The following is a 22,520-nucleotide window of genomic DNA, read 5'->3' as shown; positions in this document are numbered from 1 at the left end:
CGGTCACGACACCGCTGGTGGCATATTCTAATAGATCGGTCCGCGTTCAGGCCGGTCACCGGCAAACATTGACCCATTGGGCTTCGGTGATCTCGGCCATCCGATCAGGCTCGATCCGCAATGCTGCATTCGTGGCGCCCGCCGCCGGAATGACGACGGCAAACGGGCGCAGGCTTTCATCGCAATAGATCGGCAGGGCCGATGCAAGGCCAAACGGGCAGACGCCGCCGACGGGGTGGCCGGTGATCGTCTCGACCTCTTCCCGGCCCAGCATTTTGACCTTGCCGCCGAACACCGCCTTTGCCTTGCCGTTGTCGAGGCGCGCGTCTCCCGCGGTGACCAACAGGACAACGCGCTCGCCGATCCGCAAGGAGAGCGTCTTGGCAATCTGCGCGGGTTCCACCCCATGGGCGGCGGCCGCTTCAGCGACCGTCGCGGTGCTGGCCTGCGTTTCCAGGATTTCGATATCCGGGGCATGGACCGCCATAAACGCCTTCACCGTCTCCAAACTCATTCTCTTTGCGGCCCTTCTTCACTGGAATTCTGTCTCCGATTGGCATTGACCGAGCATCGCTCCAGCCGCAACCAGCATGACGCTCAATGGAAGTTACGCGACTTCACTCTGAGCGCACCCCCATACCGGTCCGCCCCGCGCAGCCCGGCCATCGGAGGCGGCCGATCGCGGGGGTCATCCGTCGCGCCGAAGCGAGCACCGTCACCCCGACCGCCGGATTTCGGGAACGCATCCCCCAGTTCGCTCAAGGAGGAGAGCAAGGGCGTGAGATCGAACAACTTCGCGCAGATCAGATGGATCACATCGCCTTCGCGCTGGATGCGGCCCTGTATGCCGAGCATCGCGGAGGTCAGCACAATGCGCCGCTGTTTTTCATAGAGGTCGGGCCAGACCACGAGATTGGCGATGCCGGTTTCGTCCTCGATGGTGATGAAGGTGACGTTCTTCGCGCTGCCGGGGCGCTGGCGGACCAGCACCAGCCCGGCGGTGCGGACCGGGCGGCCGTCCTTCAGCGCATGGGCATCGGCGCAGGGCAGAAAACGCTGCCGTTCCAGCTCGCCGCGCAGGAACGCGAGCGGGTGCCGGCGCAGCGTCAGGCCGGTATGGCGATAATCCTCCACCACCTCGCGGCCGGCGGTCATGGCCTTCAGCCGGACGGTTTCTTCAGAGATTTCCGGCGGCGGTCGACCATCTTCGCCAGCGGTCGCCGCGAACAGCGGCAGCGGCTCATGGCAGCTACGCCACGACAGAGGCGATGATGGCCGTCACCTCTACTCCCTGCATTTCAATCGCGGACTGTTTCCGCAGCTGAAGCCGATTGCCTGCGAAGCCGCGAACGCTATGTTCCAGTCGCTCGACAACGTCATCGCCACGGCCGCCCGGCAGGCTGGCGTGCCACGTTCCCCCCCACATCGCCTGGCCCTGGGCGCTTCAAGCCGATACCGATTCCAACTTGGCGGGCGCCGTGAAACCCGCGATCACTGGCCGCCTGCAGGACATGCGCAAACGCGGGATGCCCGAAGCCTGGCTGGATCTGGTCGCCGCAACCTTCGCCGAGCACGCAGGGGGCCTTGTCCACATTGACGTGGTCAAGGAAGTCTCTCTCAGCGGCAAGCATTGGGAACTGGTGCCAACGAAGGCGAACGCGGTCGCAATCGGTTGGCATCTACCGGGAAGCGCCGCCCAGAACTTCGCGGACATCCCCGCAGGCCATTTCGAGACCGAAGATATTTTCGTCTTCCACGAGGGTGAGCCGATCGAGGTGAGCCATTTTCAGATCGTTGCCGGTACGAAGCTCATCGCGCCGGGCAAGGCGCACCAGCCGGAGCCGATTTCTGCCTTCGGGCACACGTCGCGCTTTGTTGAAACGGCGCTCGGTAATGCAAGGGCGCTTCTTGCGACGTGACCTTCGCTCCCATGGTTCACGCCGATGCTCGCTCATCCGGCGTAATCAGAAAACTGGCCATCCATAGCCGTTCTTCCGGCGACGGATCGAATGCCACGCCTTCCCCCATCGGCTTCCAGTAGCGGCAATTCCCGATTTCATCGTGAAACACCAACTCGGCCGTCAGGAACAGCATCCACACATTTCCGCGCATCGAACTCACAATGAAGCTGAGGGCTTCATCATCCGGCGTGTAGCGCCGGATCGGTTCGAACGCGGCATGGACCGGCCCGATATGAACGAACTGATTGCTCAACATGCCATAATACATGCCGAGCGGCTCCAGCACCTCTTTTGCCCATCCGACGCATTTTGTGGATTGCAGCGTGCCGGCGTGGAACTGTTCCAGAGCCGTGGGCCGGATCGCGATCGCGATCACCGTGGCGATCGTCTCGATCAATGACCGGGCAAGCATCCCGTATTGTCGCCGATAGCCATGCCGAGCGACCTCGATGCTCGCCAGATAGGTGCTCATCGCACTCGACAGCAGCCGGGACACCGTCGCCTTGTATCCATTGTCGTCCAAGCGTGGCAGATGCCGAACGCACAGCCCGGCTGCCAGTCCGAATACCGCGCTGCTCGCCGCGATATCGTCCTTAGCCACTAGATCGAACGATCGCCGGATCTTGGGGCCGTCCCGCCTCAATTGATTCTGGATCATGTCTTTGGTGGTGAACACGAACCGCTCGTTATCGGTGTCGATGTGGAGCGTAGCCAGCTTATCGGGACGCGGGAATTTCGATCTTGCGCCTTGGGTGTCGCGCTTGGATCGCTTGCTCATAGAAGCTCACCGCCTCCGTCTGACTTGTCGCCCCTCCCTGTGATAGTCAGCGCGTGATCGGGCAATGAGCGCTGGAGCGCAGCAATTTCATCCCAGGGCGCGTTGAGCCAGCGATCCCATTCGTCCTTCTGGGTCAGGATCACAGGCATGGCCTTGGGGTGATAGCGCCCCACCTCGGCATTCGCCTCCGTGGTCAGGAAACCGAACAGGTCGCAGCTTATCTCGCCTTCGGCCTTTTTCCGTACACAGGTCCAACGGGTCCAGATGCCCGCGAAGAATGCGAGCGGCCGATCCTCGTTCAGCGCGAACCAGACCGGCTTTCGATCGCCGCCGGGTGACTGATCCGGCTCGCTGAAGGAGGTGAACGGCACCAGACAGCGTGATTGAGGTCCGAGCCAGCGGCGCCAATGCGGACTTTTCGTATTACGGATATTGGTCACGCCCTTGTCGACCGATTTGCCTTCGAGTGCGAAGGCCGGAGATGGCATACCCCAACGCGCAATCGCCATTTCCCGGCCACCTTCCTGGTTGCGGACTATGGGCGCCGGGTAATCAGGATAGATCCCGGCCATCTCTGGCAGGTTGCCCGTGTGGTCGGCCATGACCTCGGCGAGTTCGCGAATCGCCGCCTGACCTTTGATCAGAGAGTAGAGGTTGCACATCTCCGGCATCATGCCGCCGTTTCCGTACAGGGCAATCGATACTCTTGGCGTGGTTTGACCGGAAAGGATTTGGGGGGAAAGGCTTCCCCTGACCGCAAGCCCGACAGGCGGTCTTGCGCTACCCCTTCGAGCGGGGGCCAGCCGCCCCCGCAACGCCCCCGCGAGAGTGAGAGGAGAGCCGGATTTTCATGACGGGTTGAGCGTCCCGAGAGAGGCTTGGGGCCAATCCGTCGCGGAGATACGCGATGGCACGCAAGTTCAAAGCCCGGCGCGCAAGCAGCGACCGGCCGAACCTTTATCAGGACATCACAGAGAAGATCATTGCCGAGCTGGAAGCCGGCCGCGTCCCCTGGGTGCAGCCCTGGGCATCGGCCAAGGCCCCGCTCCAGATGCCGCACAACGCGTCGAGCAACCGCGGCTATTCCGGGATCAATATTCTCATCCTGTGGCACGCGGTGGTCTCGCGGGGCTTTTCGAGCAACGCCTTCCTGACCTTCCGCCAGGCGCTCGAACTCGGCGGCAATGTCTGCAAGGGCGCGACCGGCACCACCGTCGTTTACGCCCATCGCTTCACCCCCGGCGACGAACGGCGCCAGGCTGCCGAGGAAGGCCGTACTCCAGGCACAATACCGTTCCTGAAACGCTTCACGTTGTTTAATCTGGACCAGTGTGAAGGTCTGCCTGATGCCTATACCGCCGAGATCCCGCGACCCGATCCCGGTCGGATCCTTCCCGAAGCGGAAGCCCTGATCACAGCGACAGGTGCGGATTTCCGTATTGGCGGAGATCAGGCATATTATGACGTGGCGAACGACCGGGTCTGTGTCCCGCCTCCCTCGCGCTATTTCGATCCAATCAATTGGAATCGAACGGCTTTTCACGAACTCAGTCACTGGACGGGCAGCCAGGGTCGCCTCGGCCGGGATCAGAGCGGCCGCTTCGGTTCGGAGACATATGGACGCGAGGAACTGGTCGCGGAGATGGCTGGCGCCTTCGTCTGCGCAGCCCTCGGCATCGAGCCGACGGTCCGCCATTCCGACTATATCGGCGCGTGGCTCGACATCATGCGCGCAGATGATCGCGCGATCGTTCGCGCCGCCAGCGCCGCGTCAAAGGCGGCCGACTATCTGCTCGCCTTCCGCGATGCCACCGGAGCGGAAGCCCCGGGCGCGCTGATCGAACGGAGGGCGGCATGATGCTCCTGACTCCCGCGCTGCGCGCGCAGCTCATCGCCAATGCGGCCGACCCGAGCGGTGACCATCTTCCGGTCGCGAAATTCTTCAACCCCGTGGGCGCGGGCGTGTGGCTCGCCACCATGCTCGATCCCGATGGCGATACGCTGCACGGCATCGCCGATCTCGACATGGATTGCGTCGACTATGGTGTGTTCAGCCTGGCTGAACTGCAAGGCCTCGACGTCGGGCTCAAGCTCGGCGTCGAGCGCGACATCCTGTTCGCGACGACCGCGCCGATCTCGGTGTGGATCGATATCGCCGACATCGCCGGTGGCATCCGGGCAGCCGAGCGCATCATCGCGCGGCTAGAGCGGGAGGGCTGACCCATGCGTTTTCGCAAATGGCCTAGGCCCACGCAATATGAACAAACGTCGCGCAAACGCGCGGCGTTTCTCACCAGGCAGCGACGCGAGCGCGAGTCGCTGCCGCTGTTCGCCGACATGGTCGCGGCGGGACAGCACAGCATCGATGAGGAAATGGCCCGCCGCGCCGAATGGTGGCCGCGCCAGCAGCAGGAGGGCCGCGATGAGCGGGCCGCCGTCTGGCGAAAGGCGCGCGCGCGCCTGTTCGCCCTTCCGGCCGATCGCCGCCGCACGATCCGTGCGCTCTGGCGGGAATGCCCCTATCCGGCCGATCCATACAGCTTCGCCGACTTCCTGCACCAGATCGAGCTGGGCAAGCTCGATATCGCGCGGCCGGGCTGGCGCTTCCACGCCCGTGTCCAGCCCCGGGCCACGATGACCCCCACCACCTTCGCCGAAGCGTTCCGCCAGATCGGACGAAGAAAGATCAATCCGAACGGCGTGCCCGGCGATACCGATACGCTGCTGTTCTGCGGCAACCTCGGCAAGGGCATCCTGTTCGTCGATCGCATGGTCGAACCGGACGGCCAGCCCGGCATCGCCTTCGACGTGCGCGGGGTCTGCTCCGGCGACGATCTCGCGCTGATCGAGCGGCTCGCTGAGGCCGCCGAGGAAGGGCCGGTCACGGTTCGCTCGGTCGAGCGGACCATTCCCCGGACCGAGGACGGGGCGCCGCTCGAACCGCATCGGCTGCTGATCCTGTCGTGCTCGGCGACCAAACGCCGGGATGCGGGCTGGATCGATGCGATTGATCGCTATGCCGGGCCGCTCTGGCAGACCGTGCGCGCGGTCAATCCCGACCGGATGCGGGTCAAGGTCGCGGTGCTCTCGGCACGCTACGGCTTTCTCGATTCCCGCTCGCCCATCGAGGATTATGACGCCCGGCTAACCCCAGACCTTGCCCAGCGCATGATCGCGGGCGGAATGAACCGGCGTTGGCCGCGTCCGCCATCGGCCCGCAAGCCTGACATCTATGGCGACTCGCCCGGTTGTCAGATCGCCTCGCTTTCCAACCACGGCACGCGGCCATTCACCGACGTCGCGCTCGCGGGCGGGCATCTCTACATCGGGGTGATGCGGGCCTTCCTGGACGGCTTCCGCGATCTGCGCTGCGTCGCGCCCGACGCGCGGATCACCGAGATCAATGGCCCGATCGGCATCATGCGCCAGCAGGTCCGGGGCTGGCTCGAAGAGAGCTGGCCGTGAGCGGACGGTCGCCCGGCGCCGGGCATAACAACGGGCCGCCGCTCGATGACGACGATCCCGCAGCTACCATTCGGACCTGCCGCTGGTGCCGCCATTGGTCCCCGCCGACCGAGCGGGAGGAGCGCGAATATGAGCATTTCCGGCTCGGCCTCTCGCGCCGCCGCGTGAAGCGGCCGAGCGGCGCCTGCGACCGGGTGCTCATGGCGCCGGGCAAGCCGCTCGCCTTTTCGGCCACGGTCGCGGAGTTCTCCTGCCTCAACTTCGCGGCGAGGCCGTTGCTGCCCGTGGAGAAACCCCGGCGCAGCGGCTTCGTGACGATCTACGAGGGCGATAAGATCGTCTGGCGCGGCAATGCGGAAGATCTGCCCGAGGAATATCGCTGACTAATCTCGACGGCATTCCGGTCGGAGGGTTCACCGACCTCTCCATAGTTCCGTAAATACGGCGATACACATCTCAGTGGATCATCAAATCCGTATGGGCATTTACGGGCGCGCGCGTCATCTCCCCATGGGCCGAACCATAGAGTGAGAGGGAGGCTCTGATTTTCGTGACGGGTTGGAGGCTGGGAGAGAGTCTTCCGGCCGCCCGTCATGGAGACGTGTCATGGCGAAAGCCCAACCGAAGATCACCCTCAACCAGTCCCGGAACATTCCGTTCGATAAGCTGGTCCTGTCACAATCGAACATCCGCCGCGTGAAGCATGGCGTGACCATCGAGCATCTGGCCAATGATATCGAACGCCGCGGCCTGCTCACCGGCCTCAACGTCAGGCCCGTACTCGACGAGGCTGGCGAAGAAACCGGCATGTTCGAGATTCCCGCCGGCGGCCGTCGCTACAGCGCGCTGGCCATCTTGGTGAAGCGCAAGCGGCTCGCCAAGGACGCGCCGGTTCCGTGCGTGGTCAAGGCCGCGAACGATCCCGTCCTGGCCGAAGAGGATTCGCTCGCCGAGAACAGCGAGCGCGAACCGCTTCACCCGCTCGACGAGTTCCGGGCGATGAAGACCCTGTTCGATAAGGGTGAACAGGAAGAAGCGATCGCCGCCCACTTCCGGGTCACGCCCGCCGTCGTTCGTCAGCGCCTCAAGCTCGCGTCGGTCTCGCCCAAACTCCATGATGTTTATGCCGAAGGGGAAATGACCCTCGACCAGCTCATGGCCTTCACCGTGAGCGATGATCATCAACGCCAGGAGGATCTCTGGGAGCAGCTCGCGCATAGCAGCAACAAGTCGTCCTGGTTCATCAAGTCCAGGCTGCTTGAGGACAAGGTCGAAGTTTCGGACAAGCGCGTCCGCTTCGTCGGGCTGGATGCCTATATCGCCGCTGGCGGGGCCTGCCCGATCCGCGACCTGTTCGAACCCGACGATGGTGGCTGGCTCTCCGATCCCGCACTGCTCGATCGACTGGTCGACGAGAAGCTGCGCGCGGAAGGTGACGCTGTCATGGCCGAAGGCTGGAAATGGGTCGAGGCGCTGGTCGATCTGCCCTACGGCTATGACGAGGACTGCCGCGCCATCGCCAGCCAGGTGCAGCCGCTGACCGAGGATCAGGAGGCGCGCATCGTCGCCCTGCGCGCCGAGGCTGATGCGCTGGAGGCGGAATGGGACGGCAAGCCCGATATTCCCGCTGACGTGGAGCTGCGTATCTCCGCCATCGACGCCGAACTGGGTATTCTCGCCCAGGGCAACCGGGTGTTCGATCCTGCCGAGATGGACAATGCCGGCGTGTTCATCGGCCTCGAGGACGACGGCACGCTCTATATCGACCGCGGCTATGTCCGCGCCGAGGATGAGCCGGAGGCCGACGATGCGGGCGAAGGCGACGATACGGCGCCCGATGCCGGATCGTATGAAGCGCCTGATGAGATCGGCGGGGAAGCAGCCGATACCGAGTCCCGCACGCCCCCGTCCGCGCCGACGCTGAATGATGACGATGAGGACGGCGAGGTCATCAAGCCGCTGCCGGACAGGCTCGTTGCGGAATTGACCGCGGCGCGCACGCTGGCGCTTCAGGATGCGTTCGCGCAGTCGCCCTCGGTGGCCTTCGCTGCCGTGTTGCATGCGATGGTGCTTTCGGTCTTCTACATGGGCCGTACCGAAAGCTGCATGGAGCTGGCTGTCCACCGCGTCACCATGCCGTTCCAGGGCGCGGACCTGCGCAGCAGCCCGTCGGCTGCGTCCATCCAGGAGCGTCACGCCCGCTGGAAGGAGCGCCTTCCCCAATCCGACAAGGATGTCTGGGACGCGCTCCAGCAGCTCGACGGCACCGAGCAGGCCAGCCTGTTCGCCCATTGCGCGGCCTATTCGGTGAACGCACAGTGGGAGCCGGTCGCCAAACATGGCGGCGGCCGCGTGTCGGCGCATGGCGTCGCGCGCCGCATCGACCATGCCAATGTGCTGGCGCGTGCCGTCGGTCTCGACATGATCGGCGCGGGCTGGCGTCCGACCTTCGACAACTATCTCAACCGGGTCGCGAAGCCGCGTATCCTTGAGGCTGTTGCCGAAGCGAAGGGGCCGCAGACCGCCGGCCTGATCGACCATCTGAAGAAGGGCGACATGGCGCGCGAGGCCGAGCGCCTGCTGGCCGACGCGGACTGGCTCCCCGAACCGCTGCGGACCCCGGTCATCGAGGAACCGCTGCCGCTGACGGATGAGGCTGATGTGCTGCCGGCCTTCCTCGACGAAGATGACACCTCCGCCGAGCAGGAAGCGGCCAACGACCAGAAGGGCGACGTCGAATACGATATCGCCGCCTGAATGCTGGTGCGGGACGGGTCGGCAGTCGCTGCCTCATTCCGCACCGACTTCTTCAACTCAACCCCATTCTCAGCCCGGCCACGCGCCGGGCTTTCGCGTTTTCGGAGATCCGATATGGCTGATTATTTCTGTTCCATGGTGGTCCAGCCCACCATTCCGCTGAGCGCCATGACCGCGCTCGAGCGGTTGATCCTCTCGCGCATCTTCAGCAGCGATGTTGATGGAGATGGCCTCTATTTCTATGCCGAACAGGGCGCCAATGACATGCCCGCATATCCCGTCGATGAGGTCCGCGCCGCGCTCGCCTTGTCCGGCGATGTTGAGAGCACGGCAGCAGACACGGTCCGGGCGCGCCTTGCCGAACTCGATGATGATGACGCCTACCTGCAACTGGACCTGTCGGTTTCCGGTTGGGAGGTGTTTTTCAAGAGCATCGTCCGGCGGTCCTCCACGCTCGCGTATGTCTCGGTCATGTCCGCCTGGACCTGCACGAAGATGCGGCCAGACGGTTTCGGCGGCATGGCCGTGCTGATCACAGCCGACGACATCATGGCGCGCAGCACCGAGTCCATGCTCGATGAAATGCTCGGCATCGCCGAATATGGGCCGCTCGGCGTTGAGCCAGGTCTCGGCTCGCATGTCCTGCTCCGCCTCTGCGAGGAGCATGTCCGCGCTACCGTGGAGGTGGTCTTCGAGGCGGAAGCGCCGGATGGTCTCCAGATCATAGATGTAAGCAACGCCGATATTCGTCAGGCATCCCTCGACGTGAAGGCGGCCAGCGATCTCTCCCATGAAGAGGGAGAAGCCGCCTTCAAGGCCGCAACGCGAGCGATTTCTCTCGCCGCCGATCGCAAACTCGCTGCCCACTGAACGGCGCAGGCCGGCGGATTACTGCCGGCGATCAACTCCCGGGCACTCTGCGCTCGGGCCTTTTCCCCAAATAATGGAGACTGATCCATGAAGATTTCCGAGTTCGAAAACGCCACTCCGGAGGCGCTTGCGCCCGTGTTGCTCGCTACTCTTCAGCGCCTCGGCCAATTGGGCCGAAACGGCGCTGTCGCGCTTGCGCGTCTTGTCGAAGAGGATGACGCAGACCTGGAAGAAGCTGTGGAGTGGCTGGCTGACATAGCCGCCGGGTCGCTTCGGGAGTGATCGGTCTGCTGTCGCCTCCGTCTCCGGGTCGGCCGCCAGAGTGAGAGGGTGGCGGGGAAGCGGGTGAGCCGGCCGGCTTGAGAGAGAGCGGTCGGCGGCTCGCTTCCTCACTGCTCTCCCGGAGATCTCACATGATCGAAAGAACTGGCAACGCCCCTGTTACGGGCGCGACGTCCATCATTCTCGATGGCGATGCGGTTCACGCCGTGGCGCCACTCGGGGCCGTTCTGCGTTACTTCGATGGCGCCCCGCAGCCGCCGGCCCGGCACACCCGCAAGCTACGGGACTGGCAGACGCGCAACAGCACTGGCCGGCTCGTAGAGAAGTCGCCTGCGGCGGCAATCGGCGGCAGGACCTACTCGGCAAGCTTCGTGCTCCATGAGGGCACCTTCATGTCCGGTTTCACGCCGGTCCTTGTCGTACGTCGTCACTATATGGTCACGACTGACCTTCGCTTCGAAGTCCTCGAATTGCCGCAGCCGGGCATGGTGCGGGTTCTCACCCGTTGGAACGGCAAGGACGAGCTACGGCATCTTGCTGTCAATATGGCGGATGCCGAAAGCTGGGCGGCCCAGAACCGCTACTCCAACCTCGTCCTTCAGCTTGTCGAGGATGAGCCCGTCGTCTCGACCATCAGGAGGGCGGCATGAACCCGGCGCCTTCTGTCGCGGCCACCTACGGCCGCACCGCCGATGGCGATCTCGCCGCGCTAGTCGACGATACCGCCTATGCGGCCATTCCCGGCCCGCGCGGACTGCGGATCGCGAACGCCTGGCGGCTCAGCAAGCCGATGAGCGAATGGCGGCGCGATGATTTCCATGGCGCAATCGCCATGGTCGCAGATGCTGTGGGGTTCCACGATCACATCGCCGAGTTGGTGCAGCATCGAGAGGAATTGCTCCGGCTCGATCGCAAACGCTGCGGCGGCCGGCGATCGACACCCTGGGGCCAATCCCAGTCGAACGAGATCTACGCCGACGGCGTGGTCTTCCACTCCACGGCCAGCCATGGCGGTTTCAAGCTGGACCGCGCGCGAAACGCAAAAATGCCCGCCGCCCTTCGCGTTGCCGGAGGCTGGTACGAGGAAGATGCGGAATGGTCGAAGGTCGCGGCAGGCTTTCCCCATCTCTTCACGGCCTATGAACGCCGTCATGCCGAGAAGACGCTGCGCGACTATTATCCAAACTGCTGGGAAGCGATCCACGGCCGGTTCCTCAAGCCCGGTGAATCCGTCGAGAATGATCGGCGGCTGTTTCATCAGAAGCATCGGCAGGATTGGGTCGTCGTGTCCGCCATCCACTCGAAAGACCATCCGGACATGACGGATTGCATCGCCCGGCTCGGAGGACGCCGCGATCATGGTCATGAACGGCGCTTCCTCGTGCCATCCCGAGAATATGTCGTCGGGCGCTTCGGCTTTGTGATCGACGAGGTCCGGCACAAGGAAGTCTGAACATCGGGGCGACCTCGGCATGGGGTCGCCCTTTTTTTGATCGCAGGGCAGAGTTTCCCTGGGTGATACTGCCGCGGAACGGGCTATCGGATCGCAATGGCGGACAAATCTTTTGCCGCATCGACGATAAGATTCGCGGATTTTCGTTCCGAATAGCGATCGACAAGCTGCGACACGTGCGGGCGCAGCAGCACCGTGAACCGGACCAGTTCCTCCATCACATCGACAATGCGGTCATAATAGCTCGACGGCTTCATCCGCCCGTCCTCGCCGAACTCCTTATAGGCCATAGCTACCGACGACTGGTTGGGGATCGTCACCATGCGCATCCAGCGCCCGAGCAGGCGCAGGGTGTTGACCGCGTTGAACGATTGCGAGCCGCCCGACACCTGCATGACCGCCAGCGTGCGGCCCTGCGTCGGGCGCATTCCACCGAATTCCAGCGGCAAATGGTCGATCTGCGTCTTCATGATGCCGCTGATCTGGCCGTGGCGTTCCGGGCTGCACCAGACATGCCCCTCCGACCACATCGACAGGTGGCGCAGTTCGTGGACGGCGGGATGATTGTCGCCGGCGTGCTGGTCAGGCAGCGGCAGATCCGATGGATCGAATATCCGCGTCTCGGCGCCGAACAGGCGCAGCAGCCGTGCCGCTTCCTCCACCGCGAGCCGGGAGAATGAGCGCTCGCGCAATGACCCGTAGAGCAGAAGGATACGCGGTGGCGGTTCATCGGCGCCAAGCGCCAGCGCGGGCCGTTCATGGATATAGCGGCGATCGAGCGCGGGCAGATGGTCCGGGTCGGATAGCGCGCGGATACGGGTCAAGCGATGCTTCCTTGTTCATACCAGCCGCGGGTACGCTTCACGATCGCCACGACCGACAGCATCACCGGCACCTCGACCAGCACGCCGACAACGGTGGCGAGCGCCGCGCCGGACTTGAGGCCGAACAGGCTGATGGCGGCGGCAACGGCCAGTTCGAAGAAATTGGATGCGCCGATCAGCGCCGAAGGCGCCGCCACGCACCACGCCACGCCGAACCGGCGGCTCAGCCAATAGGCCAGCCCCGCATTGAAATAGACCTGGATCAGGATCGGCACGGCGATGAGTGCGATCACCAGCGGCTGGGCGATGATCGCTTCCCCCTGGAAGCCGAACAGCAGCACCAGCGTCGCCAGCAGCGCTGTGAGCGAGATCGGTCCGAGCCTGACCAGCAACCGGTCTAACGCGGCTTGCCCGCCCGAGGCCAGCACCGCTCGGCGCAGAAGCTGCGCGGCAACTACCGGCACAACGATATAGAGGCCGACCGAGAGCAGCAGCGTGTCCCACGGCACCGTGACCGAGGCGACGCCGAGCAGCAGTCCGACCAGCGGCGCGAAAGCGAACACCATGATGAGGTCGTTGAGCGCCACCTGGCTCAGCGTGAAATTGGGTTCGCCGTCGCACAGGTTCGACCAGACGAATACCATCGCCGTGCAGGGCGCGGCGGCGAGCAGGATCAGTCCTGCGATGTAGGCGGAGGCCTCTCCCTTGGGCAGCAGCGGCGCGAACAGGTATCCCAGGAAGAAGGTGCCGAGCAGAGCCATAGAGAACGGCTTGACCGCCCAATTGATGAACAGGGTGACGCCGACGCCTTTCCAGTGCCGGCGCACGCTGCCCAGCGCGGCGAAGTCGATCTTCAGCAGCATCGGCACGATCATCAGCCAGATCAGTACCGCGACGACGAGGTTGACGTTGGCGACCTCTGCCGAGGCAATCGAACCAAACAGGCTGGGCAGCACATGGCCGAGGCCGAGGCCTACGACGATGCACAACGCGACCCACAGGCTCAGATAACGCTCGAAGAAGGAGATGCCGGGACGGGCCGACGCCGCATCGGCAGTGACGCTCGCCATGTCAGACCACACGCGCGCCGGTCGCATCGATGACCTGTTCGCCATCTTCCTTGGCGAAGGCGCCCTGCTGCGGTGCGGGGAGAATAGCCAGCACCGCCTCGGATGGACGGCACAGCTTCACGCCGAGCGGCGAGACGACCAGCGGCCGATTGATGAGGATGGGTTGTTCCATCATCGCGTCAATTAGCGCATCGTCGGTGAGTGCAAGATCGTCCAGGCCGAGTTCGGCATAGGGCGTGCCTTTCTCGCGCAGCAGACCGCGCGGGCTGATCCCGGCGCGCTTGATGAGCTGGACGAGCAAATCGCGAGACGGCGGCGTCTTCAGATATTCGATCACATGTGGCTCGATGCCGCTGTTGCGGATCAGACCCAGCGTGTTGCGCGAGGTGCCGCAATCGGGATTGTGGTAGATGATCATGTCGGTCACGCAGGGCAAATCCTTCAGCAGCAAGGAGCGAGTTCGGCGACGAGTGGCGCGCAAAGTTCGGGTTTCCCCGCACAGCAATCCTTCACCAGGAACAGGGTGAGTTCGCGCAATGCATCGAGGTCGGCGCGGTAGATGATTGAGCGGCTTTGCCGTTCGGATGTCACCAGCCCCGCGCGCGACAGGATGCCGAGATGCGTGGACAAAGTGTTCTGAGGCACGTCGAGCAGGCGCGCGATCTCGCCTGCGGGCAGGCCGCATGGCTCATGCCGCACCAACAGTCGGAAGGTATCCAGGCGCGTCGTCTGCGCGAGTGCGCCCAGGGCAAGAATGGTCGAATCATTATCCATATATCGAGAATAGCAGATATATTACGAGGGGCCAGCTCAAAAACGCAGCCCCGCCCGCGTCTGTGATCGGGGCATCGTGCCATGGAGAGCGAGAGGAAGGCCGGTACGGGGTGAGCCTGGCGGGTCGAGAGAGAGGGTCTGCCGACTCGCGACCCCTTGCCTCTCCCGGAGATTTCCCGATGAGTTTTCACCGATCCACGGCGCTCGCCGCCGTGCCGCCTGCCGCTGCGCGCCATTTCGCCGACACCGCTGGGAAGCTGCTCGCCGCTGCGCAGCTCATTCTGCCGCACCTGGAATCCGGTCGCGCCGTCGCTGCGCCAGCGCTGCGCGGCGCGATGGAAAGCGCGTTCGGCGGGTCCGACGCTGAAGGGCTGTGGGACTGGAAGGAGGCCTATGACGCCTGCGAGGCCGCGCAGATCCTGTTTCTGCGCAAATACGCCAATATGATCTTCCGCAAACACGCCGATCCGCAAGCACGCCTCGCGCTGATCGAGAAGATCGCGGGGCTGATGCCGACCCATACGCGCCGATCGGAAACCTCCCAGGCGCTGCAGCAATTCTCGACACCCGCCGGTCTCGCCTATGTTGCAGGCGTCGCCGCGAGCTTCCAGTCGGGCGAGCGGGTTCTCGAACCCTCGGCGGGCACCGGCCTGCTCGCTATCCAGGCCGAGATTGCAGGCAGCCGCCTCATACTCAACGAGCTTGCCGAAACCCGCGCCGCACTGCTCGACCTGCTGTTTCCGGGCGCCGGCGTCACGACACATGACGCCGCGACCATCCATGACCGGCTCGATCCGGCGATGGCGCCCGATGTGGTGGTGATGAACCCGCCATTCTCGGCCATTGCCCATGTCGACAAGCGCATGAAGGATGCTGCGCTGCGCCATGTCGGCTCGGCGCTCGATCGGCTCCGCCCTGGTGGCCGCCTTGTCGTCATCACCGGCGCGTCCTGCACGCCCGACAATCCCGCCTTCGCGCAAGCCTTCATCGCGCTTCAGGAACGTGGGCGCGTGCTGTTCTCGGCTGCAATCGACGGCTGCGTCTATCGCAAGCACGGCACCACGATCGACACACGCCTGACCGTGATCGACCGGGTGCCCGCCGACAATCCGCACCGCTTCCCCGATGCGCCGGGCGTTGCGCCCGATACGGGGACCCTGCTTGGCTGGGTGCTCGACCAGGTGCCGCCTCGCACGCCCACGCCCGATGCTCCGCCGCCGGTCACGCCGATCGCCATGCCCGCGATGACCGTCCGGCCAGCCCGCGGGACCGTCAAATCCCGGCCCGCTGTCGTTGCCGCGCCGGTCGAAGCGGTGGAGCTGGCCTATGAGCCGTGCAGTGAGGCGGTGCCCGACGCCGGGCGGCTGACCGACGCGATCTATGAACCCTATGCGCTCCAGACGATCACCATTCCCGGCGCGCAGCCGCATCCGACCCCGCTGGTGCAGTCGGCGTCGATGGCTTCGGTGCCGCCGCCGGTCCCGAGCTACCGTCCGTCGCTTCCGTCCCATCTCGTGCGCGATGGCATCCTCTCCGACGCCCAGCTTGAATCCATCATCCTCGCCGGCGAAGCGCATGGCGACCATCTCGCGGGCGGCTGGACCGTCGATGCGACCTGGGACATCGTTACCGCCGCGCCCGACGATGCGGAAAATGCCGTGCGTTTCCGGCGCGGCTGGATGCTCGGCGACGGCACTGGCGCGGGCAAGGGCCGTCAGGTCGCGGGGATCATTCTCGACAACTGGCTGAAGGGCCGCCGCCGCGCGGTCTGGGTGAGCCGCTCCGAAACGCTGCATCAGGACGCGATGCGGGACTGGGAAGCATTGAGTCAGGAACGCCTGCTGGTGACGCCGCTCTCGCGTTTCCGCCAGGGCACGCCGATCACGCTCGACGAGGGCGTGCTGTTCACGACCTATGCGACGCTGCGCTCGCAGGATCGCGGCGAGAAGGTGAGCCGCGTCAAGCAGATCGTCGACTGGCTCGGTGCCGATTTCGATGGCGTCATTGTGTTCGACGAGTCCCATGCGATGGCCAATGCCGCCGGCGGCAAATCCGATCGCGGCGATCAGGCGCCCTCGCAGCAGGGCCGCGCGGGCCTCAGGCTCCAGCACGCGCTCCCCGAGGCCCGCATCGTCTATGTCTCGGCGACCGGTGCGACCACGGTGCAGAACCTCGCTTATGCCCAGCGGCTTGGCCTGTGGGGCGGCGAGGATTTTCCGTTCGCCACGCGCGGCGAGTTCATCACGGCGGTCGAGAATGGCGGGGTCGCGGCAATGGAAGTGCTGGCCCGCGACTTGAAGGCGCTCGGCCTCTATTCGGCGCGCTCGCTGTCTTTCGACGGCGTCGAATATGAGATGCTCGAACATGCGCTGACGCCCGCGCAGATCGATATCTACGACGCCTATGCCGGGGCGTTCCAGGTGATCCATAATAATCTCGACGCCGCGATGCGGGCGGCGGGCAGCAATCTCAATGCCCAGGCAAAATCGGCCGCGCGCAGCGCCTTTGAGTCAGCAAAACAGAGGTTCTTCAATCACCTGATCACAGCGATGCAGACGCCGAGCATGATCGCCAGTATCGAGCGCGACCTCGACGCCGGGCACGCGGCGATCATTCAGATCGTCTCGACCGGCGAAGCCCTTCAGGAACGCCGCCTCGCCGAGATTCCCACGGAGGAATGGGATGATGTTCGGGTGGACGTCACGCCCCGCGAGTATGTCCTCTCCTATCTCGAACACAGCTTCCCGGTGCAGCTCTACGAAATGTTCACCGACAGCGAGGGCAATCTCTCCTCGCGGCCCGTCACCGACGAGGACGGCAATCCGGTCATCTCGCGAGCAGCACTTGAACGCCGCGATGCGATGATCGAGCGCCTTGCCTCGCTGACGCCGGTGCCGGCCGCCCTTGACCAGATCATCCATCACTTCGGCACTGACATGGTCGCTGAGGTGACCGGCCGCTCGCGGCGCATCGTCAAGCGGCGTGGATCGGACGGGATCGACCGTTTCGTTGTCGAAAACCGGCCGGGATCGGCCAATATCGCCGAGACAGACGCCTTTCAGGCCGATGCAAAGCGCGTGCTGATCTTCTCGGACGCGGGCGGCACGGGTCGCAGCTATCATGCCGATCTCGGTGCGCGGAACCAGCGTCTGCGCGTCCATTATCTGCTCGAAGCGGGCTGGAAGGCCGACAACGCCATCCAGGGCTTCGGCCGATCGAACCGCACCAACCAGAAGCAGCCGCCGCTGTTCCGGCCGGTGACCACAGATGTCAAAGCGCAGAAGCGCTTCGTCTCGACCATCGCCCGGCGGCTGGACTCGCTGGGCGCAATCACGCGCGGCCAGCGCCAGACCGGCGGTCAGGGACTGTTCCGGCCCGAGGACAATCTGGAAAGCTGGTATGCGACCGACGCGCTGCGCCAGCTCTACCGCCTGATCTTCGCGGGCAAGATCGATGGCTGTTCGCTCGAGCAGTTCGAGAGCGCGACGGGCCTGCGGCTCGGCGATGAAACCGGGCTGCGCGACGATCTCCCGCCGATCACCACCTTCCTTAACCGGATGCTGGCGCTCACTATCGCACTCCAGAACATCCTGTTCACCGCTTTCGAGGATCTGCTGTCCGCCCGCATCGAGGGGGCCATCGCGTCCGGAACCTATGAACTGGGGTTGGAGACGCTTCAGGCCGAGAGCTTCACGATCGTCGAGCGCGCCACCATCTATACCCATCCGGGCACGAGAGCGGAGACACGATTGCTGACGATCGAGCGCAAGGACCGCAACCGGCCGCTGACGCTGGACGAAGCGTTCGATCATCTGCGCGACCGACGCGCGAAGCTGCTGGTCAACGCCCAGTCAGGCCGCGCCGCCGTGCAGATCCCGACGCGAGGGGTCCAGCTTGATGACGGGAGCATCGAACCGCGCGTGCGCCTCGTGCGGCCTATGGAATCGACGCCGATGCCGCTCGCCGCGATGGCCGAGACCCAATGGCGCGAGGCGGAGCGCGACGCCTTCGCCCGCGCCTGGGAGAAGGAGCTCGCCGATGTGCCGGAGTTCGCCGTCAGCAGGATGCACGTCGTCACCGGGCTGCTGCTGCCGATCTGGAAGCGGCTGCCGCAGGAATCGACCCGCGTCTATCGCCTCCAGACCGATGACGGCGAGCGCATCGTCGGCCGCCGGGTAACGCCGGCCTGGGCCGCGACCGCCACGGCCAATGACAATGGCCCGGTCCTGGCGCCCGACGCCGCGTTCACCGCGCTGATGGAAGGCCAGACCATCCTCGATCTCGCCGACGGGCTTCAGCTTCGCCGCGCGCGCGTCATGGGTGCGGACCGCATCGAACTGTCCGGGTTCACCGACACGATGCGCGACCGGCTGAAGGCGATCGGCCTGATGTCCGAGATCATCTCATGGAAGCTGCGCCTGTTCGTGCCTGTATCGGCCGAAGGCATTTCCGTGCTTGCCCGCTTGCTTGATCGTCACCCGCTGCGGCGGGTCGGCGAGCGCCATGCTGCGTGACGGGAGGCGCATATGAAAAGCTCCGCTACCGAAATCGCGCGGCGTCTTGCCGACAACGCCGAGACGGTCTGCCGCCGCTATCTGTCGAAAGGACATCGGGAAGGCCGATACTGGCTGGTCGGCGACGCCCGAAACACGCCCGGTCGTAGTCTTTATGTCCGCCTGGCCGCCTCTCCTGACGGAGGGGCGGCCGGCAAATGGACCGATGCCGCGACCGGCGATCATGGCGATCTGCTCGACATTATCGCAATTGCGGGCGGTCATGCGCGGCTCAGCGAGACGCTGGAGGAGGCCCGACGTTTCCTCAGCCTGCCGCAACCGCCACGCCGGCGAGACGAACCCGGACCACGGCGGGAACCCAGGACACCGTCCGGCACGCCCGAAGCCGCCCGGCGGCTGGCCGCAGCGTCGCAATCGGTTCACGGCACCCTTGTCGCGGACTATCTCGCAGGGCGGAGCATCGGGCCGCTGCAAGCCGGCGACCCGCTGCGTTTCCATCCGCGCTGCTATTATCGCCCATCCCGGAAGGATTCCCCCGGCACACGCCGGGCCTGGCCGGCGATGATCGCGCTCGTCACTGATCTGTCCGGCGCGATTACGGGTGTCCATCGCACCTGGCTCGATCCGGCGACGATCGGCAAAGCGCCAGTCGCCTGTCCACGCCGCGCGATGGGTCATCTTCTCGGTCACGGTGTCCGCTTCGGGCGCGCCGGTTCGGTGATGGTGGCCGGCGAAGGCATCGAGACGATCCTGTCCCTCCGCACGATCATGCCGGATTTGCCCGCGATCGCGGGTCTTTCGGGCGCCCACCTGGCAGCCATCCGGTTCCCGCCCGATCTTCGGCGCCTCTATATCGCCCGCGACGAGGATTCCACCGGAGCCGCAGCCGAAAGCATGTTGACCCGCAGGGCTGTCGAGGCCGGGATCGAAACGCTCCCGCTTGCGCCGATGCTGGATGATTTCAATTCGGACCTGCATGGCCTGGGGGCTGATCGGTTGCGGTCCCATCTGGCGTCCCAACTGAGGGACGAAGACGCCGAGCGCCATCTCCTTTCCGGGTGAAGGCCGGGAAGCGGAATTTCGGCTTTCCGGTCAGCGGCGAAGCTGCGTCGTAGCATAGGGCGCCATTTCCGCTGAAAAGGCCGCGCCCACGCCTTCATAGAGGGCGACAGGAGCAACAGGCGTCCGGCGAGCACAACGGACAGGCGAGGCTATTTTCCGCCGCGGCCGCGAGCGGCCGCTTTGCATCGCGAAGCAAAATAGCCCCGTCTGTCCGTCCTCCGCTTTGCTTCGGCCGCCAGCGCGCGCCCGAAAAGGGCGCGCGCACGCTTGGCGCTTGGCGGTGTGCGCGCCGTCCGGCCCGCTGCCTTCCGTCGCCATGAAGGCCGCGAGGGTCGCGGCTCCCAGACGAAGGCGACACCCCATGAACGACAGCAACGACATTCCCGCTGACGAACCCGAACACGCCGAATCCCAGACGGCCTATCTGCTCCAGGAGATGCAGCTCTATGGCTACCGCCCCTTTGAGGATGAGCCGGATCAGCGGCCGCTACCCGAATCCCGCCTCGTCGACGGCGCAGTGGCCGATATGTTCGATGGCATGGTATCGGCCCTGATCGACACGCGGATCGAACCCGATCTCGAAGACATCCTGTGGGGACTGGTCAACGTCTTTCACAACGGCATCCAGCGGGTCGAGCGTGAACTGGACGATAATGAAGTCGCGCAGAAACGGATGCAGCGCGAACAGGATGGCTCCGAGGTCAAGTCGGTCGAGCTCGAACGCACGATCGCCGAGGGCGTGACCATGATCGAGCGCCGCGACACATTCGAATATCTGCGCGATGCCGCCGCCGACCAGTACCGCGCCTTCATCAGGAAGCCCTGGCTTCCCCGGTCCGGCTCGAAGGTCAACCGCAAGGCGCTGACCTCGGCGGTCATTGCCAGCAAGGATTTCATCAACGACCGCAAATGGTCCGACAAGCAGGTGCTTATGCCGAAAGGCGTCCGTATCGCGGTGTCATCGGGCCCGGCGTTCAACGACACCCGCCTCATCTGGTCGACCCTCGACAAGATCCGGGCCAGGTTCCCAGACATGGTGCTGATCCATGGTGCGACCGAAAGCGGCGGCGAGCATATCGCGGTCCTCTGGGCCGACAATCGCGGCGTCCCCAGCGTGCCCATCAGGCCCGACTGGAAACTCGGCAAGGCCGCGCCGTTCAAGCGCAATGACGAGATGCTCGCCACCATGCCCAAGGGGCTGGTGGTGTTCCCGGGCACCGGCATCCAGTCGAACATCCGCGACAAGGCCAGGACGCTCGGCATCAAGGTCTGGGATTTCCGTCATCTGGGCGGCGCGTAAGCGCCGCCTTTCCCTCGATTGAGATTCGAAGCCAGTTCGCCTATATGATGCGTGATGTTTGATGCTTACTGAGGACTATGTGCGATGCGTACGACACTTGCCATTGATGACGACGTGCTCATGGCTGCGAAGGCGATCGCCCATCAGCAGCGTAAGAGCATCGGCGAGGTCGTATCGGATCTCGCCCGCCGCTCTTTGCGACGTCCCCGTGCGTCGGGTTCTCGCAACGGCGTTCCGCTCCTGCCGGTGAGCGACCCACAAGCGATCGTCACCCTGGAGCAGGTCAACGCCCTGCGTGACGAATTGCCGTGACATATCTGCTGGACGTCAATGTCCTGATCGCCCTTATCGACCCGGCGCATGTCGGCCACGATGCCGCACATCGCTGGTTCGACGCTGAAGGACGCGCATCCTGGGCGACCTGTCCGCTGACCGAGAACGGGGTAATCCGCATCGTCGGTCATCCCAAATATCCGAATACGCCTGGATCGACGGCAAGTGTCGCCACGATCGTGTCCCAGCTCCGCGCGCTTTCCGGCCACAGCTTCTGGGCGGACAACATCAGTCTGGTCGATGCCGACCACGTCGATCCCGATCAGGTGCTCACCTCGGCACAGGTGACCGACACCTACCTGCTCGCTCTCGCCGTGGCCCATGGCGGCAAGCTCGCGACATTTGACCGTCGACTTTCGACCAAGGCCGTTAAAGGCGGCAAGAACGCTCTGCATGTGATCCGCGATTAATTCAGGTGCAGGCCGTCTCATCGGCTGAGATTTCCTGAATGATGCGCGGCCAAATTGTTGCGAGGTGGGTCGTTGGCTCCGCCGGGCCGCTCCGGCGCACCAGAGTGCGGCGTCATCAGTGGCGATCGTTCCCGGACCTCATTCTTACCGAGCGATTTGACCGCGAGGGCGTCAATGACGGGCGAAGATATCCTAGCCGCGTTTGTCATCCTGCTGACCGGTATCCTGGGTTCCGGGACGACTTCGTTCAGGTCGCTACCACCGGCGATCCTGTAGATTTCCGTCAGCCCGTCGTTGAATTCGGAGACGTGGCCTGCCGCCTGGCACAGCCCCCCGGTTCGGCCGCTGTTCGCCACCATCTTCATTCTGGGGCGGCGGGAGCAGCGCAGGTTACTGTTTGGCCGGTGCAGTGAGTTTCCAGGTTTGCGCTGACGCAGGCGAGCATGTTGATGGCAGATAGCTCCGCCATGCCTGTCCAAGGGAAGCGTCCCTCCCGACTTGCGAATCCCTAAGTCCGTTCCGTTTCCGCCAGCAACCCCGGCGGCGCCGGACCGTGTTGCCGCTGCGCGGCTGCCCGCACCACTCCCGCGCCTATGGGGTCAAGCCGCCGCCAGAAGGCGGCGATGCGGACGGCACCGGACGGCCTTTGACCGGGCTTCGTCGGAGG

23 protein-coding genes are annotated in these 22,520 nt (G+C 64.6%); 15 read left to right on the top strand and 8 right to left on the bottom strand.

What is annotated here, in order from left to right:
* Nucleotides 1-55: 55 nt before the first annotated feature.
* Nucleotides 56-514: a YbaK/EbsC family protein gene (locus BHE75_RS10275; RefSeq protein WP_070933808.1), complete on the bottom strand. Its 459-nt coding sequence runs from the start codon at nucleotides 512-514 to the stop codon at nucleotides 56-58.
* Nucleotides 515-597: 83 nt separating this feature from the next.
* Nucleotides 598-1,155, bottom strand: coding sequence for an OB-fold nucleic acid binding domain-containing protein (locus tag BHE75_RS10270; protein WP_070933807.1), 558 nt, complete (start codon nucleotides 1,153-1,155; stop codon nucleotides 598-600).
* Nucleotides 1,156-1,478: 323 nt separating this feature from the next.
* Between BHE75_RS10270 and BHE75_RS10265 the strand changes: the two genes are divergently transcribed.
* Nucleotides 1,479-1,919, top strand: a complete 441-nt coding sequence (locus BHE75_RS10265) for a hypothetical protein (protein WP_139181701.1) — start codon at nucleotides 1,479-1,481, stop codon at nucleotides 1,917-1,919.
* Between the two features lie 16 nt (nucleotides 1,920-1,935).
* Here the strand turns inward: BHE75_RS10265 and BHE75_RS10260 are convergent, their stop codons facing one another.
* Together BHE75_RS10260 and BHE75_RS10255 are read right to left on the bottom strand one after the other, a co-directional pair.
* A complete protein-coding gene (locus BHE75_RS10260) occupies nucleotides 1,936-2,739 on the bottom strand; it encodes a hypothetical protein (RefSeq protein WP_070933805.1) in 804 nt (267 codons plus the stop codon).
* A complete protein-coding gene (locus BHE75_RS10255) occupies nucleotides 2,736-3,413 on the bottom strand; it encodes an SOS response-associated peptidase (protein WP_254684414.1) in 678 nt (225 codons plus the stop codon). The genes BHE75_RS10260 and BHE75_RS10255 overlap by 4 nt, the downstream gene beginning before the upstream one ends.
* Nucleotides 3,414-3,646: 233 nt before the next feature.
* Here BHE75_RS10255 and BHE75_RS10250 point away from each other — a divergent pair, with 233 nt between their 5' ends.
* The 9 genes from BHE75_RS10250 (at nucleotide 3,647) to BHE75_RS10210 (ending at nucleotide 11,566) form a co-directional block, all read left to right on the top strand.
* Nucleotides 3,647-4,597, top strand: a complete 951-nt coding sequence (locus tag BHE75_RS10250; protein WP_070933804.1) for an ArdC family protein — start codon at nucleotides 3,647-3,649, stop codon at nucleotides 4,595-4,597.
* Nucleotides 4,594-4,959, top strand: a complete 366-nt coding sequence (locus BHE75_RS10245; protein WP_070933803.1) for a DUF2958 domain-containing protein — start codon at nucleotides 4,594-4,596, stop codon at nucleotides 4,957-4,959. Before BHE75_RS10250 ends, BHE75_RS10245 begins: the two co-directional genes overlap by 4 nt.
* 3 nt (nucleotides 4,960-4,962) lie before the next feature.
* A complete protein-coding gene (locus BHE75_RS10240; RefSeq protein ID WP_070933802.1) occupies nucleotides 4,963-6,204 on the top strand; it encodes a hypothetical protein in 1,242 nt (413 codons plus the stop codon).
* The gene (locus BHE75_RS10235; protein ID WP_070933801.1) at nucleotides 6,201-6,587 is read left to right on the top strand and encodes a hypothetical protein; all 387 of its coding nucleotides are present in this window, start codon (nucleotides 6,201-6,203) and stop codon (nucleotides 6,585-6,587) included. The genes BHE75_RS10240 and BHE75_RS10235 overlap by 4 nt, the downstream gene beginning before the upstream one ends.
* A gap of 223 nt (nucleotides 6,588-6,810) precedes the next feature.
* Entirely contained in the window at nucleotides 6,811-8,961 is a 2,151-nt protein-coding gene (locus BHE75_RS10230) for a ParB/RepB/Spo0J family partition protein (RefSeq protein WP_070933800.1), read from the top strand.
* 114 nt (nucleotides 8,962-9,075) lie between these two features.
* Nucleotides 9,076-9,831 (top strand): hypothetical protein, encoded by a 756-nt coding sequence (locus tag BHE75_RS10225; RefSeq protein ID WP_070933799.1) that lies wholly within the window; start codon nucleotides 9,076-9,078, stop codon nucleotides 9,829-9,831.
* Nucleotides 9,832-9,918: 87 nt separating this feature from the next.
* The gene (locus BHE75_RS10220) at nucleotides 9,919-10,113 is read left to right on the top strand and encodes a hypothetical protein (protein WP_070933798.1); all 195 of its coding nucleotides are present in this window, start codon (nucleotides 9,919-9,921) and stop codon (nucleotides 10,111-10,113) included.
* 131 nt (nucleotides 10,114-10,244) lie between these two features.
* Complete coding sequence (locus BHE75_RS10215; protein ID WP_084653101.1) at nucleotides 10,245-10,763, top strand: hypothetical protein; 519 nt, start codon at nucleotides 10,245-10,247, stop codon at nucleotides 10,761-10,763.
* A 140-nt stretch (nucleotides 10,764-10,903) separates the two neighbouring features.
* Entirely contained in the window at nucleotides 10,904-11,566 is a 663-nt protein-coding gene (locus BHE75_RS10210; protein WP_254684413.1) for a DUF7007 domain-containing protein, read from the top strand.
* An 83-nt stretch (nucleotides 11,567-11,649) separates the two neighbouring features.
* On the opposite strand, the gene arsH is transcribed toward BHE75_RS10210, so the two are convergent.
* The 4 genes from arsH to BHE75_RS10190 are packed head-to-tail and all read right to left on the bottom strand — an operon-like array spanning nucleotide 11,650 to nucleotide 14,234.
* Nucleotides 11,650-12,390, bottom strand: coding sequence for an arsenical resistance protein ArsH (gene arsH / locus BHE75_RS10205; protein WP_070933796.1), 741 nt, complete (start codon nucleotides 12,388-12,390; stop codon nucleotides 11,650-11,652).
* The gene (gene arsB, locus BHE75_RS10200) at nucleotides 12,387-13,460 is read right to left on the bottom strand and encodes an ACR3 family arsenite efflux transporter (protein WP_070933795.1); all 1,074 of its coding nucleotides are present in this window, start codon (nucleotides 13,458-13,460) and stop codon (nucleotides 12,387-12,389) included. Before arsB ends, arsH begins: the two co-directional genes overlap by 4 nt.
* A gap of 1 nt (nucleotide 13,461) precedes the next feature.
* The gene (gene arsC / locus BHE75_RS10195) at nucleotides 13,462-13,878 is read right to left on the bottom strand and encodes an arsenate reductase (glutaredoxin) (RefSeq protein WP_070935724.1); all 417 of its coding nucleotides are present in this window, start codon (nucleotides 13,876-13,878) and stop codon (nucleotides 13,462-13,464) included.
* Between the two features lie 23 nt (nucleotides 13,879-13,901).
* Nucleotides 13,902-14,234, bottom strand: coding sequence for an ArsR/SmtB family transcription factor (locus BHE75_RS10190; RefSeq protein ID WP_070933794.1), 333 nt, complete (start codon nucleotides 14,232-14,234; stop codon nucleotides 13,902-13,904).
* A 179-nt stretch (nucleotides 14,235-14,413) separates the two neighbouring features.
* On the opposite strand from BHE75_RS10190, the gene BHE75_RS10185 reads away from it, so the two are divergent.
* From BHE75_RS10185 to BHE75_RS24050, 5 genes are all read left to right on the top strand, one after another.
* Nucleotides 14,414-18,748, top strand: coding sequence for a bifunctional class I SAM-dependent methyltransferase/DEAD/DEAH box helicase (locus BHE75_RS10185; protein ID WP_070933793.1), 4,335 nt, complete (start codon nucleotides 14,414-14,416; stop codon nucleotides 18,746-18,748).
* Between the two features lie 12 nt (nucleotides 18,749-18,760).
* Entirely contained in the window at nucleotides 18,761-19,810 is a 1,050-nt protein-coding gene (locus tag BHE75_RS10180; protein WP_070933792.1) for a DUF7146 domain-containing protein, read from the top strand.
* A 361-nt stretch (nucleotides 19,811-20,171) separates the two neighbouring features.
* Nucleotides 20,172-21,110, top strand: coding sequence for a DUF2493 domain-containing protein (locus BHE75_RS10175; protein WP_070933791.1), 939 nt, complete (start codon nucleotides 20,172-20,174; stop codon nucleotides 21,108-21,110).
* Nucleotides 21,111-21,194: 84 nt separating this feature from the next.
* On the top strand, nucleotides 21,195-21,422 hold the full coding sequence (locus BHE75_RS24055; protein WP_070933790.1) for a CopG family transcriptional regulator: 228 nt from the start codon (nucleotides 21,195-21,197) through the stop codon (nucleotides 21,420-21,422).
* Entirely contained in the window at nucleotides 21,419-21,853 is a 435-nt protein-coding gene (locus tag BHE75_RS24050; RefSeq protein WP_070933789.1) for a TA system VapC family ribonuclease toxin, read from the top strand. The genes BHE75_RS24055 and BHE75_RS24050 overlap by 4 nt, the downstream gene beginning before the upstream one ends.
* Nucleotides 21,854-22,520 lie beyond the last annotated feature (667 nt).

Source organism: Edaphosphingomonas haloaromaticamans, from assembly GCF_001853345.1.
Classification (GTDB): domain Bacteria; phylum Pseudomonadota; class Alphaproteobacteria; order Sphingomonadales; family Sphingomonadaceae; genus Sphingomonas_E; species Sphingomonas_E fennica.
The sequence above is the reverse complement of the archived record's forward strand: the minus strand, read 5'-3'. Positions and strand labels throughout refer to the sequence as shown.